Annotated in this window: 13 protein-coding genes; 2 read left to right on the forward strand and 11 right to left on the reverse strand. The window is 72.1% G+C overall.

Annotation, left to right across the window (positions count from 1 at the left end; genetic code table 11):
• Nucleotides 1–92: 92 nt before the first annotated feature.
• Both D466_RS0112235 and wrbA read right to left on the reverse strand, forming a co-directional pair.
• Entirely contained in the window at nucleotides 93–1,550 is a 1,458-nt protein-coding gene (locus D466_RS0112235) for an FAD-binding oxidoreductase (protein WP_018914005.1), read from the reverse strand.
• Complete coding sequence (gene wrbA / locus D466_RS0112240) at nucleotides 1,547–2,146, reverse strand: NAD(P)H:quinone oxidoreductase (protein WP_018914006.1); 600 nt, start codon at nucleotides 2,144–2,146, stop codon at nucleotides 1,547–1,549. The genes D466_RS0112235 and wrbA overlap by 4 nt, the downstream gene beginning before the upstream one ends.
• A gap of 38 nt (nucleotides 2,147–2,184) precedes the next feature.
• Here wrbA and D466_RS0112245 point away from each other — a divergent pair, with 38 nt between their 5' ends.
• Nucleotides 2,185–3,381, forward strand: coding sequence for a YihY family inner membrane protein (locus D466_RS0112245; RefSeq protein WP_018914007.1), 1,197 nt, complete (start codon nucleotides 2,185–2,187; stop codon nucleotides 3,379–3,381).
• A 170-nt stretch (nucleotides 3,382–3,551) separates the two neighbouring features.
• The gene (locus D466_RS0112250; protein WP_018914008.1) at nucleotides 3,552–3,977 is read left to right on the forward strand and encodes a hypothetical protein; all 426 of its coding nucleotides are present in this window, start codon (nucleotides 3,552–3,554) and stop codon (nucleotides 3,975–3,977) included.
• An 8-nt stretch (nucleotides 3,978–3,985) separates the two neighbouring features.
• On the opposite strand, the gene D466_RS0112255 is transcribed toward D466_RS0112250, so the two are convergent.
• The 9 genes from D466_RS0112255 to D466_RS0112295 all read right to left on the reverse strand — a co-directional run bounded on the left by D466_RS0112255 (nucleotide 3,986) and on the right by D466_RS0112295 (nucleotide 13,259).
• Nucleotides 3,986–4,291, reverse strand: a complete 306-nt coding sequence (locus D466_RS0112255) for a hypothetical protein (protein ID WP_018914009.1) — start codon at nucleotides 4,289–4,291, stop codon at nucleotides 3,986–3,988.
• A complete protein-coding gene (gene can / locus D466_RS0112260) occupies nucleotides 4,288–4,968 on the reverse strand; it encodes a carbonate dehydratase (RefSeq protein ID WP_018914010.1) in 681 nt (226 codons plus the stop codon). Before can ends, D466_RS0112255 begins: the two co-directional genes overlap by 4 nt.
• A 134-nt stretch (nucleotides 4,969–5,102) precedes the next feature.
• Nucleotides 5,103–6,293 (reverse strand): porin, encoded by a 1,191-nt coding sequence (locus D466_RS0112265; RefSeq protein WP_018914011.1) that lies wholly within the window; start codon nucleotides 6,291–6,293, stop codon nucleotides 5,103–5,105.
• A 230-nt stretch (nucleotides 6,294–6,523) separates the two neighbouring features.
• The gene (locus tag D466_RS0112270) at nucleotides 6,524–7,483 is read right to left on the reverse strand and encodes a nitronate monooxygenase family protein (protein WP_018914012.1); all 960 of its coding nucleotides are present in this window, start codon (nucleotides 7,481–7,483) and stop codon (nucleotides 6,524–6,526) included.
• A gap of 2 nt (nucleotides 7,484–7,485) precedes the next feature.
• Nucleotides 7,486–9,273 carry an acyl-CoA dehydrogenase gene (locus D466_RS0112275; protein WP_038166158.1) on the reverse strand — a complete coding sequence of 596 codons (1,788 nt, stop codon included), beginning with the start codon at nucleotides 9,271–9,273 and terminating at the stop codon, nucleotides 7,486–7,488.
• A gap of 58 nt (nucleotides 9,274–9,331) precedes the next feature.
• On the reverse strand, nucleotides 9,332–10,264 hold the full coding sequence (locus D466_RS0112280; protein WP_018914014.1) for an electron transfer flavoprotein subunit alpha/FixB family protein: 933 nt from the start codon (nucleotides 10,262–10,264) through the stop codon (nucleotides 9,332–9,334).
• Nucleotide 10,265: 1 nt separating this feature from the next.
• Complete coding sequence (locus tag D466_RS0112285) at nucleotides 10,266–11,015, reverse strand: electron transfer flavoprotein subunit beta/FixA family protein (RefSeq protein WP_018914015.1); 750 nt, start codon at nucleotides 11,013–11,015, stop codon at nucleotides 10,266–10,268.
• Nucleotides 11,016–11,127: 112 nt separating this feature from the next.
• A complete protein-coding gene (locus tag D466_RS0112290) occupies nucleotides 11,128–12,441 on the reverse strand; it encodes a mechanosensitive ion channel family protein (RefSeq protein WP_231385714.1) in 1,314 nt (437 codons plus the stop codon).
• Nucleotides 12,438–13,259 (reverse strand): enoyl-CoA hydratase, encoded by an 822-nt coding sequence (locus D466_RS0112295; RefSeq protein WP_018914017.1) that lies wholly within the window; start codon nucleotides 13,257–13,259, stop codon nucleotides 12,438–12,440. The genes D466_RS0112290 and D466_RS0112295 overlap by 4 nt, the downstream gene beginning before the upstream one ends.
• Between the last annotated feature and the right edge of the window lie 82 nt (nucleotides 13,260–13,341).

The raw sequence follows: 13,341 nt of genomic DNA on the forward strand, positions 1-13,341 counted from the left end.
GGCCGTGCACGGCGCTCACTGGACTGCCCTCCTCGCTACGCTCGACTCCCCGAGGGAGTGGAGCGCCGCTTCGGAGCGGCCGTGCACGGCGCTCATGCCCCCGGCTCCCGCGTCGCGCCCCCGGGCAGCACCTTGCCGGGGTTGAACAGGCCCTGCGGATCCAGCGCGGCCTTCACGGCGCGCATCAGCTCCAGCGCCACCGGACTCTTGTAGCGCGCCAGTTCGGGGGTCTTGAGCTGGCCCACGCCGTGCTCGGCGGAAAAGCTGCCGCCACAGGCCGCGGCGGCGTCGTGCACGATGCGATTGCACAGATCCTGGTGCCGCGCCAGAAAACCGGGGCCGTCCGCGCCCGCGGGCGCCTGCACGTTGTAGTGCAGGTTGCCGTCCCCCAGGTGCCCGAACACGATCAGGCGCGCCCCCGGCAGCGCCTGCAGCACCAGCTCGGCGGTGCCCTCGACGAAGGCCGCCATGCGCGAGATGGGCACCGAGATGTCGTGCTTGATGTTCAGCCCCTCCTGCGCCTGGGCCAGCGGGATGTGCTCGCGCAGCGCCCACATCGCGTCGGCCTGCGCCAGCGACTGGGCCACGGCGGCGTCGCGCACCAGCCCGCGCTCCAGCGCGTCGCCCAGCAGGTGCTCCAGACGTTGCTGCGCGTGCTCCTCGCTCTCGCTGTCGGACAACTCGAGCAGCACGCACCACGCCGCCTCCAGCTCGAAGGGGCGCGCCAGCTGCGGGAAATGCTGGGCCACCAGGCGCAGGCTGTGCGCGCTCATCAGCTCGAAGCCCGTGAGCCCGGCGTCCAGCGCGCCGCGCGCCAGCTCGAACAAGGCCACCGCGTCGCCCGCGTGCGCGAGCTGCGCCAGCGCCGTGCGCTGCGCGCGCGGGCGCGCGAACAACTGCAGGCTGGCCGCGGTGATCAGCCCCAGCGTGCCCTCCGCGCCGATGAACAGGTCGCGCAGGTCGTAGCCGGTGTTGTCCTTGCGCAGGCTGGACAGGCCGTTCCAGACCTCGCCGCGCGCCGTCACCACTTCCAGGCCCAGGCACAGGGAACGCGCGTTGCCGTAGCGCAGCACCGCGGTGCCGCCGGCATTCGTGGACAGCACGCCGCCGATGGTGGCGCTGCCCTCGGCGGCCAGGCTGAGCGGAAACAGCATGCCCTGCCCGTCGGCCGCCTCCTGCACGCTGTGCAGGATGCAGCCGGCCTCGGCGACGATCACGCCGTCGGCCGGCGAGATCTCGCGGATGCGGTTCAGGCGCCGCAGCGACAGCAGCAGCTGCTGCCCGCTGGCGTCGGGAGTGGCCCCGCCCACCAGCCCCGTATTGCCCCCCTGCGGCACCACGGCCACGCCATGCGCGGCGCACAGTTGCACGATCTCGGCCACCTGCGCGGTATCGCCCGGCGAGGCCAGCGCCAGCGCGCGGCCCTGGTAACGCCCGCGCCAGTCGCGGGTCCAGGCGGCGATGTCCTCGGCGCGCTGCTGCACGTGGCCGGGCCCCAGCAGCGCCTGCAGCGCGTCGAGGAAGCGTTCGGTGCCGCGCGGCGGGATCATGCCGGCGCTCCCAGGCGGCGCGCCGTGGCGGCCAGGCGCCGCCCCAGCGCCTGCGCCAGCTGCAATTCGTCCTCGGTGGCCGCCAGCGAGGCGTCGGCACCGGCGTGGTGGCTGGCGCCATAGGGGCTGCCGCCGCTGCGCGTGGCGCCCAGCCTGGCCTCGGTGTAGGGCAGCCCGACCAGCAGCATGCCGTGGTGCAGCAACGGCAGCATCATCGACAGCAGGGTGGTCTCCTGGCCGCCGTGCAGGCTGCCGGTGGAGGTGAACACGGCGGCCGGTTTGCCGGCCAGCGCTCCCGACAGCCACAGCGCCGCCGTCTGGTCCCAGAAATATTTCATCGGGGCCGCCATGTTGCCGAAACGCGTGGGCGAGCCCAGCGCCAGCCCGGCGCATTCCTGCAGGTCGGCCAGCTCCACGTAGGGCGGCCCCTCGTTCGGAACCGGCGCATCCGGGGTCTCGACCCGCGAGCTCACGCGCGGCACGGTGCGTACGCGGGGCAGCATGCCCGGCACTTCGGCCACGCCGCGCGCGATGGCTTCGGCCAGTTCGCGCGTGCCGCCGTGTACGCTGTAGTAGAGGATCAGAATCTCTTGCATGACCCCATCCTATGCGCGAGTGGACCGCCCGACCTGAAATGCTGCGCCTGCTGCGGGTGCTGAACGCGCTGCGCGAGCGCTTCGAGCAGTGCCGGCTGGCGCAGACGGCCGCCAGCCTGACCTTCACCACGCTGATCTCGCTGGTGCCCCTGCTGGCGGTGGGCCTGTCGCTGTTCACGGCCTTTCCCGCCTTTCACCAGATGCAGCAGCACCTGCAGCAGCGCCTGGCCAGCACCATGCTGCCGCCGCGCATCGCCGCCACCGTGCTGGGCTACCTGAACGCCTTCGCCGCACGCGCCGCCGGACTCGGCATCGCGGGGGTGGCCGGGCTGGCGCTGAGCGCCACCTCGCTGATGCTCACGGTGGACCGCGCCCTCAACGGCATCTGGTTCACCGCGCGCCCGCGCCCGCTGGGCCAGCGCGTGCTGCTGTACTGGGCGGCGCTGACCCTGGGGCCGCTGGCCATGGGCTCCACGCTGGCCGTGTCCTGGGCGGCGCTGGCCTCGCGCCACGGGCTGCTGCACCACATGCCGGGCGCGGCCGGCGCCTTCCTGACCGCGCTGTCGTGGCTGTTCGTGGCGCTGGCGCTGGGCGCGCTGTACCGCTTCTCCCCCAACGCCGACGTGCGCTGGCCGGACGCGCTGGGCGGGGCCGCGCTGGCCGCCGTGGGCTTCGGACTGGCCGGACGCGTGTTCACCTGGTACGTGGGCAGCGCGGCGAATTTCACCGCGGTGTACGGCACCTTCGCGGCGCTGCCCATGTTCCTGCTGTGGATCTACACCAGCTGGATGGTCGTGCTGCTCGGCGCGATGGTCGCCGCCCATCTGCCGCTGCTGCGCCTGCACGCGCAGCCGCACGCGCGCGGGGCCGGAGCCGAGTTCCTGCTGGCGCTGCGCCTGCTGCGCCTGCTCGAACAGGCGCGCGGCGCGGGCGACGCCGGGCGCGACATCCTCGCGCTGGGCTCCAGCCTGCGCTGCGACCCGCTGCACCTGCGTCCGCTGCTGGATCTGCTGGAGCGCCTGGGCTGGGTGGGCCGCGTGGCGCCCGTCCCCCGCCACCGCTGGGTGCGCTGGGCCCTGCTCGTCGATCCGCGCCAGGCGCCGGCCCAGACCCTGCTGGACCAGCTGGTGCTGGATCACCGCGCGGCCGCCAGCGGCTCGGCGCGCCTGGCGCAGGCCCTGGAGCCGCTGCAGGCCCTCACCCTGCACGACCTGCTGCAACGCGAACCATCCTGACGCGGGCGGGCCGGCCCGCGGCCTATAACCCTGCCGGCGCACGGGTTCTGGCTGGCGCGTGGACGCCGGGGCGGTGCACAATGGGCTCACGCCCGGGTTCCCTCCCCGCGGGAGGCCGGTCATGCCGCGCGAACTCGCGGGGCGCCCTATTGCCGACTCGAGGCGCGAACATGCAGATCACGGTCCATCGGGGTCCCGAGCTCTGGCGCGAGCCCCGCAGCCTGGCCGCGGCCACCTACAACCTGGCGCGCACGCTGCAGATGCGCAGCGCCAACGGCGTGGCCTTCGTCCCCATCCGCAGCCTGCAGGTGCTGGCCATCGTCGACCGCGAGGAATTCGTGTTCGTGGACAGCCAGCAGCGCGCGCTCGCCCTGCTGGCCTGGGAGCGCCTGCGCCCCGACCACCGCAGCGGCCTGGACCAGCCGGTGGAGTTCGAGGCCGTGGGCTACGGCGAGCCCGCGCGCGACGCCATGCTGCGCCTGCCACGCGAGTTCCACGAGGCCTTGCGCACCCTGGCGCTGCGGCGGCGCAACGAGCAGCCCGCCACGCTGCTGCACCTGCCCACGCGAGGCGGGCAGCCGCGGCGCGGCGCCTGAGCGCGCGCCTACTCGTCGTCGCCGAGTTCCGGGTCCCAGCCGCGCTCGCGCGCCTGCTCGACGGCCCGCTCGTAGATGGCGCGGTGGCGCGCCAGCAGATCGGCGGGCAGGCGGCTCGGCAGGCCGCCATGGCGGTCCCAGGCCTGGTCGACGCGCTGTGCGAGTTCCTGCATGCGGCCCAGGGTCCAGCCGGCGCAGTCCTCGGTGTCGGCAATCAAGCCGAACACCCGCGCGTCCAGCACGATGCGCCCGAGCTGGGTCAGGCCGTGGCGGTCGGCGTCGAGGCCGGGGTAGACGGATGCGGATGAATTCATCGGATGGCTCCTCGGGCCCCGTGGTCGACGAATGCCAAGGCCGAGACGAAACGCTCGGCCAGCGCCTGTCCCCCGCGCACGGCCAGGCCCAGGTCGCGCAGCAGGCCGTCCTTCAGGCCGTAGCAGCAGGCGTGCACTTCCACGTGCTGACCCCTGGCCCAGGCGTCCTGCAGCACGGTGGTGCGGCACACGTTGTGCGCCTGCTCGAGGGCATTGAGTTCGCACAGGCGGTCCCAGCGCTGCTCCGCGGGCAGCGCGGCCAGGCGCGCCGCGTGGCGCTCGATGACGTCGCCGACGTGGCCCAGCCAGTTGTCCACCAGCCCCACCCGCGCGCCGTCCAGCGCCGCCTTCACGCCGCCGCAGCCGTAGTGCCCGACGACCAGGATGTGCTGGACCCTCAGCACGTCGACCGCGAACTGCAGCGTGGACAGGGAGTTCATGTCCGAGTGCGGCATCACGTTGGCCACGTTGCGATGCACGAACACCTCGCCCGGCGCGAGGTCGATGACCTCGTTGGCGGGAACCCGGGAATCCGCGCAGCCGATCCAGAAATACTTCGGCGCCTGCTGGCGCGCCAGGGTCGGAAAAAAATCCGGGCGGGTCTCGTTGACACGGCGTACCCAGCGCCGGTTGTTGTCGAACAGCGCGGCGTAGTCGGGATCGAATTCCTGGTGCATGAAGGTCCTGTTGCTGGTTTCGAGCGCAATGCTAGTGCACTACCTCATGCCGGCCTCGTGAGCAAGCAACGACCCCTCGGCGCATGGGCGCATGGCCCGTGGGGATTGTGGGCCATGCGCCACGGGGCAGGGATTCAGAAACTGTGCGAAAGGCCCAGCGCGACGCCGTTGGAATTGTGCCCGATGATGCCGTGCACGACGTCGCCGGCGGCCCCCACCGCCAGGTCGGTGCCCAGGCGCGCCGGTGTCGCGCCCTCGTTCACGATGTGCGCCGCCGACAGGTACAGCTGGGTGCGCGGCGACAGCGCATGGCTGTAGCCCAGTGCGTACTGGGTGGCATGCGAGGTCTGCAGCCGCGTGGGCCTGGGAGCCATGGAATCGGCGTAGCGTCCGACCGAGGCCATCAGCTTGCCCTGGCCCAGCGGCAGGCGCAGGCCCAGGTTGAGCACGCTCTGGTCGCCGTTGGCGCCGTCGGCGCTTCCCTGCTCGCCGTGCAGGAACAGGTCCAGCGCCCCGAGGCTCAGGCCGGCATGGGCCGTCCACAGCTGGTAGGTGTCGCCGAGCGAGGGCCCCGACACCGCGCGGGCGTGCTGCCAGCGGGCCCAGTCGGCACCCAGCCGCCACGCGCCGACGCGGTACTGCGCGCCGACCAGCAGGGCGGCGGGATCGCGCGCATCGTCGGGATCGTTCCAGGCCCGCGCGCCGCGCGCGTGGGGCGAGTACTGCGCCTGCAGGCCGAATCCGCCGGCCTCGGGGGAGATCCAGCTCAGCGCCTGGCTGGCGCGCCCCATGTCCGCGCCGATGCGGTTGTTGCCGACCAGCGAGAGGTTGCCCACCTGGCCCAGGTAGGCATTGTCGAAGGCATCGCCCTGGCCCAGATGCTGGTTGACCAGCGTGACCTGGCGACCCATGCGCAAACTGCCCAGGCTTCCGGAAAGGCCGAGCCAGGACTCGCGCTGCATGAAACCCCCGCCGGAACAGTAGGGATCGCCGCCGGAGTCGAGCTGGTTCAGCCCCACGCCGCAAAAGCCCGTTTCCGCCTTGAAATCCAGCCTCAGGCCGGGCAGCAGCGCGCTGCTGCCGCGCAGCCCCAGGCGCGAACCGGTCACCCCGCCGGCCCCCATGCCGGTCAGGGAGGTGGCGACGGGGGGCGCGTCGGGGTCGCGGGAATGCTGGCGCACGCCGCTGAAGCGCGCGACGCTGACGTCGATGGAGCCGTAGAGTTGGAGCGTGGAGTCTTCCTGCGCCTGGGCGCTGGCGCAGCAGAGGCAGCCGGCGCAGCAGGCGGCGGCGCCACCGTGGACAAGCCATCGGATGGGTTTCATGGTCGTTTCGCGTGGTCGAGACCAAGGGTCTTCGTTCACGCCGCGACCAGGGTCTGCGGCATGCTCCTCCGCGCGCCCTCGATTGCGAGGGGGAGGAGCAGCTTGTAGGACCGGCGAGGCCCGCGCACGGGCCACGCCCCCGCGCCCCGACGGGCTTAGGGGTCAACGGGTCATGCTGTATCCGCGCAACAGGGGCCCGGGCAGGCGCCCGGCCGGCCCGGCCCCTGGGCTCAGGCCCCGCACAGGCGCGCGCGCGCCGCCTGGTACTCGGCCTGCAGGCGCTGCACCAGGGCGCGCGCCGGCAGCACCTCGCGCACCGCGCCGATGCCTTGCCCGCAGCCCCAGATGTCCTTCCAGGCCTTGGCGCCGCCGATGGCGGCGGCGAAGTCCATCTGGCTGGGATCGCCCGCCGGCAGGTGCTCGGGGTCCAGCCCGGCCGCCACGATGGAGCCGCGCAGGTAGTTGCCCAGCACCCCGGTGAACAGGCTGGAATAGACGATGTCGCGCGCGCTGGAATCGACCACCATCTGCTTGTAGGCGCTCATCGCGCGCGCTTCCTCGGTGGCGATGAAGGCGCTGCCCATGTAGGCCAGGTCGGCGCCCATCGCCTGGGCGGCGAGAATGGATTCGCCGCGCGCGATGGCGCCCGACAGCACCAGGGGTCCGTCGAACCAGGCGCGGATTTCCTGCACCAGCGCGAAGGGCGACAGCGTGCCGGCATGCCCTCCCGCGCCGGCCGCCACCGCGATGAGCCCGTCGGCCCCCTTCTCGACGGCCTTGTGCGCGAAACGGTCGTCGATCACGTCGTGCAGCACGATGCCGCCCCAGGAGTGCACCGCCTGGTTCACTTCCGGGCGCGCGCCCAGCGAGGTGATGACCAGCGGCACGCGGTAGCGCGCGCACAGCTCCATGTCGTGCTCGAGACGCTCGTTGCTGCGGTGCACGATCTGGTTCACCGCGAAGGGCGCCGCCGGCTGCTCGGGGTGCTCACGGTCCCAGGCGGCCAGCGCCTCGGTGACCTGCGCCAGCCACTCGTCGAGCTGGGAGGCCGGACGGGCGTTGAGCGCCGGGAAGCTGCCGACGATGCCCGCGGTGCATTGCGCGATCACCAGTTCCGGGTTGGAGATGATGAACAGCGGCGAGCCGATCACCGGCAGGCGCAGGCGGGACAGGACGGTGGGCAGGGACATGCTCAGAAGGCCTCGGCGGGAAGCGCCATCACGCTGTCGGCGCCGTCGACGACGGCGTCGCGCAACGCCGCGCAGCGCGGCAGCAGGTGCACGCAGAAGAACTCCGCGGTGGTCTGCTTGGCGCGGGCGAAATCGCCCTCCTCGGCCGGCAGCGCCTCGGCGGCCAGCCAGGCGCGCGCCATCTGCCAGGCGGCGAACAGATAGCCGCACAGCATCAGGTAGGGCACGCTGCCGGCGTAGGCGCTGGCGGGCTGTTCGGCGCCGTGGGCCACCAGGAACTCGACCACTTCGTCGTAGGCGCGCAGCGCATCGTCCAGGCGGGCCCCCATCGTGCGCGCGGCGGGCTGCGGGCGGGCCGCAAGTTCCTGCCGGGTGGCGCGCACGTGCTCGCCGAAGACGCGGGCCAGCGCACCGGCGTCACGCAGGGTCTTGCGTCCGACCAGGTCGTTGGCCTGGATGGCCGTGGTGCCTTCGTAGATGGGCAGGATGCGCGCGTCGCGGTAATGCTGCGCGGCGCCCGTCTCCTCGATGAAACCCATGCCCCCGTGCACCTGCACGCCCAGCGAGGTGACCTCGAGGCTGATCTCTGTGCTGAAGCCCTTGACCACCGGCACCAGGAACTCGTAGGCGGCGGTGTGGGCGGCGCGGCGCGAGGCGTCGGACTCGCCGATGCCCAGGTCGTGAAGCCCGGCGGCCACCAGGGCCAGCGCGCGCGAGCCCTCGGCGAGCGCGCGCATGGTCATGAGCATGCGCCGCACGTCCGGGTGGTGCACGATGGTCGTGGACTCACGCGCGCCCGGCGGGCGCGACTGCACGCGCAGGCGCGCGTAGGCCGCCGCCTGCTGGTAGGCGCGCTCGGCCAGGCCCACACCCTGCATGCCCACCGCGTAGCGCGCGGCGTTCATCATGATGAACATGAACTCCAGGCCGCGCCCGGGCTCGCCCACCATCTCGGCGATGGCGCCGGGGCCGACCTCGCCCTTGTCGTCGCCGTACAGCAGCACCGCGGTCGGGCTGGCCTTGATGCCCAGCTTGTGCTCCAGCGACGCGCACCAGACGTCGTTGCGTCGCCCGTCCTCGAGCACCTTCGGCGCGATGAACAGCGAAATGCCCTTGACCCCCGCGGGGGCGTCCGGCAGCCGCGCCAGCACCAGGTGGACGATGTTGTCCGCCATGTCGTGCTCGCCGTAGGTGATGAAGATCTTCTGCCCGAACAGCCGGTAGCTTCCGTCCTCCTGCGGCACCGCGCGGGTGCGCACCAGCGCGAGGTCGGAGCCGGCCTGCGGCTCGGTCAGGTTCATCGTTCCGGTCCACTCGCCCGACACCAGGCGCGGCAGGTAGCGCGCCTGCTGCGCCGGCGAGCCGGCGGTGAGCAGCGCCTCGATGGCGCCGTCGGTGAGCAGCGGGCACAGCGCGAAACTGAGATTGGCGCTGTTGAGCATCTCGTTGCAGGCCGCGCCGATCAGCTTGGGCAGGCCCTGGCCGCCGTGCTCCTGCGGGTGCTGCAGGCCCTGCCAGCCGCCCTGGATGAAGCTGGCGTAGGCCTCGCGGAATCCGGGCGAGGTGCTCACCACGCCGTCCTTCCAGTTCGAGGGCTGGGTGTCGCCGGACCGATTCAGCGGAGCCACGACCTCGCGCGTGAAACGCGCGCATTCCTCGAGCACCGCCGCCGCCGTCTCGGCGTCGGCGCCGGCTTCGCGGTAGGCGGGCGTGGCCGCCACGTCGTCGAGCCCGGCGAGCTTGCCGAGCACGAACATCATGTCCCTCACCGGGGCGTTGTAGTCACTCATCGGGGCATCCAGCAGGAAGATCCGGCCGGGGACCGCCCCGGCCCGGGGAAATCGGAGATCAGAGCGCGCCCACCATCTCGGGCACCGCGGTGAACAGGTCGGCCACCAGTCCGTAGTCGGCCACGCCGAAGATCGGCGCCTCCTCGTCCTTGTTGATGGCCACGATCACCTTGGAGTCCTTCATGCCGGCCAGGTGCTGGATGGCCCCGGAGATGCCCACGGCCACGTACAGCTGCGGCGCGACGATCTTGCCCGTCTGCCCCACCTGCCAGTCGTTGGGCGCGTAGCCCGCGTCCACCGCGGCGCGGCTGGCGCCCAGCGCCGCTCCCAGCTTGTCGGCCAGCGGGGTCATCACGGCCTCGAAGTTCTCCTTCGAGCCCAGCCCGCGCCCGCCCGAGACCACGATCTTCGCGCCGCCGAGTTCCGGGCGCTCGCTCTTGGTCTGCTCGCGCCCGACCAGGCGGCTCTTGCCGCTGTCGGCCGCCGCTTGCACGTTCTCCACGGCGGCGCTGCCGCCTTCGGCGGCCACCGGGTCGAAGCCGGTGGTGCGCACCGTGATCACCTTGACCTTGTCGGCGCTCTGCACGGTGGCGATGGCGTTGCCGGCGTAGATCGGGCGGTCGAAGGTGTCGGGGGCCAGCACGTGGATGATGTCGGAGACCTGCATCACGTCCAGCAGCGCGGCCACGCGCGGCATCACGTTCTTGCCCGAGGCCGTGGCCGGAGCCAGGATGTGGCTGTACGCGGGGGCCAGCGCCACGATCTGCGCCGCCAGGTTCTCCGCCAGCGCGTCGGCAAGCGCAGGCGCGTCGACGCACAGCACCTTGCTCACCCCGGCGATGCGCGCGGCCGCCTGCGCCGCGCCGGCGCAGCCGTGGCCTGCCACCAGCACGTGCACCTCGCCGCCGCAGGCGGCGGCCGCGGCCACCGTGTTGAGGGTCGCCGCCTTGACGGCCTGGTTGTCGTGTTCGGCAATGACGAGTGCACTCATCTCAGATCACCTTGGCTTCGTTCTTGAGCTTGGCCACCAGCGTGGCCACGTCGGGCACCTTCACGCCGGCGCCGCGCTTCGGGGGCTCGGCCACCTTGAGCGTCTTCAGGCGCGGCGCCACGTCCACTCCCAGATCCTCGGGGCTGAGGGTGTCCAGGGGCTTTTTCTTCGCCTTCATGATGTTGGGCAGCGTCACGTAGCGCGGCTCGTTCAGGCGCAGGTCGGTGCTGACCACCAGCGGCAGCGCCAGCTCCAGCGTCTCCAGCCCGCCGTCCACCTCGCGCGTCACGCGCGCCTTGTCGCCGTCGAGCTCCACCCTGGAGGCGAAGGTGGCCTGGCCCCAGCCCAGCAGCGCCGCCAGCATCTGCGCGGTCTGGTTGCTGTCGTCGTCGATGGCCTGCTTGCCCAGGATCACCAGCCCAGGCTGCTCCTTGTCCACCAGCGCCTTGAGCAGCTTGGCCACCGCCAGCGGCTGCAGCTCGGCCTCGGTGCTCACCAGCACGCCGCGGTCGGCCCCGATGGCCAGCGCCGTGCGCAGCGTCTCCTGGCAGGCCGCCACCCCGGCGCTGAAGGCCACGATCTCGGTGGCCGCGCCCTTTTCCTTCAGGCGCACCGCCTCCTCCACCGCGATCTCGTCGAAGGGGTTCATGCTCATCTTCACCCCGGCGGTGTCCACTCCACTGCCGTCGGACTTCACGCGGACCTTCACGTTGTAGTCCACGACCCGCTTGACGGCGACCAGAACCTTCATGCCTCAGACTCCTCAGGAGATGACGGCCGCGCGGCGCCGCGAGCAGCGGCTGGCAGCCAAAAACGAACGATCGTTCTTTTTTACGCAGTGTATCGGCAAGCCCGGTGGCGAATCAAGCCCCCGAAGCGGGTTGCGCGCCGGCAGCCGCCGGCGGGGCGCCCGCGGGCCAGTGCAGCACCCGCTGCGGGAAGGGGATCTCGACGCCCGCCTCGCGCAGCGCGCGCCACAGGGCGAGGTTGACGGCGCCCCGCACGTTGAGAGTACCGTTTTCGGGATCGGCGATCCAGAAACCCACGGTGATCTCCAGCCCGTCGGCCCCGAAATTGCTGAGTACCGCCGAAGGCCCCGGCTGCGCGACCACGCGCTGCACCGTGCCGGCGGCGCGCGCCAGCAGCGCCAGCACCTGCTCGAGGTCGCTGGCGTAGGACACCGATACCACGGTGGAGAACCACACGTTGGGATCGGTGTAGGACAGGTTCTCGATGCGGCTGGAGATCAGCATCTCGTTGGGCACGATGGACTCGGTGCCGCCCGCGCTGCGCACCACGGTGTAGCGGGTCTTGATGTCCTGGATGCGTCCCTGGAAGGTGTCCAGGCGCACGTTGTCGCCCACGCGCACGCTGCGTTCGAGCAGGATCACGAAACCCGACACGTAGTTGGCGGCGATGCGCTGCAGGCCCAGGCCCAGGCCGACGCCCAGGGCGCCGCCGAACACGCCCAGCACGGTGAGGTCGATGCCCACCATCTGCAGGGCCGTCAGCAGCGCCACCGTGAACACCGCGGCGCGCACCAGGCGCGAGACCACCAGGCGCAGGTTGATGTCCAGCGGCGAGGCCAGCAGGCGGGCCTCGATGAGGGAGGACAGCCACAGTGCCAGCAGCAGGGTCACGGCCACCGAGACCACCCCGCGCAGCAGGGTCCAGGCGGTCAGGCGCTGGGGGCCGATGTGCACCGACACGGCGTCCAGCGCCTCGATGATCTCCGGCAGCGCGCCCGTGAGGTACAGCAGCAGGCCCAGCCCCGCGCAGATGCGCACACCCCAGGTCAGCCAGCGCGCGCTGTGCGGGTCGGCCAGCACCCGCTGCGCGGCGCGCGCGGCCACGCGTGCCAGCAGCCACACGGCCAGCACCGGCAGCATGACCTTGAGCAACTCGGCGCGCTGCAGGTCGCGCGAGGCGTGGCGGGTCAGCTGCAGCGCCAGCAGCGCCACCAGCGGAAGGCCCACGCCGTGGTGCAGCGCGGCGCCGAGCGCGCCCTTCCAGTTGGAGGCGGTGAAACGCCGCTCCACCACGGCTCCGGCGAGCAGGCCCAGCAGCAGCGCGGCGCCGAGAAGCAGCCACTGGTTGTGCAGCGGTTCGCCCCAGCCGGGATGCGCGATGGCCTGCAGCAGGGGCGAGCCCTCGCGCATGGGCAAAGCCCGGCTCACAGCGGTTGTTTCCAGGACGGCGGGCGTTTTTCCAGGAAGGCCTGCACGCCTTCCAGGGTGTCCGGTTCGTGGAAATTGCACACCATGGTCTGCGAGGCCAGCTGATAGGCGCCCGCCAGGCCCATTTCCATCTGCCGGTAGAACTGCGACTTGCCCAGCGCGACCGCCTGCGCCGGCTTGCCCAGGATCGAGGCCACCAGGGTCTCGAGCTCCGCCTCGAGTTGCTCGGCGGGTACCGCGCGGTTGATCAGGCCCCAGTCGGCGGCGGTGGCCGCGTCGATGAACTCGCCGGTGAGCAGCATTTCCATCGCACGCTTGCGGGGCACGTTGCGCCCGAGGGGCACGCTGGGCGTGGAGCAGAACAGGCCCAGGTTCACCCCGGAGGTGGCGAAGCGCGCATCCAGGCTGGCCACCGCCAGATCGGCCTGGGCGACCATCTGGCAACCCGCGGCGGTGGCCATGCCGTGCACGCAGGCGATGACCGGCTGCGGCAAGGCCACCAGGTCCTGCATGAATCGTCCGCACAGGTCGAACAACTCGTGGATGCCGTCGCTGCCCGCCTGGGGGCGCATTTCCCGCAGGTCGTGCCCGGCGCAGAAGGCCTTGCCGGCGCCGCGCAGCACGACCACGCGCGCCTGCGCGTCGTCCCGCAAGGGGGCCAGGGCCTCGCGCAGGGCCTGCAGCAGGCCGCGCGACAGGGCGTTGAAGGCCTGCGGACGGTTCAGGGTCAGCGTGACCACGCCGCGCGCATCGCGCTCGACCAGCAGCGGGATCGGGGTGGCCGCGGCGGACGCGGCGGGATCATGGACGGCGGACATCGGATCTCTCCAGTCGGGAACGGGCCGCGCCCGGCCACGCCGGGCGCCATGATGAAGCGTAGCCCAGAACTCTCCCGATGCC

It is taken from the genome of Thiomonas sp. FB-6 (assembly GCF_000377645.1).
Classification (GTDB): Bacteria; Pseudomonadota; Gammaproteobacteria; order Burkholderiales; family Burkholderiaceae_C; genus Thiomonas_A.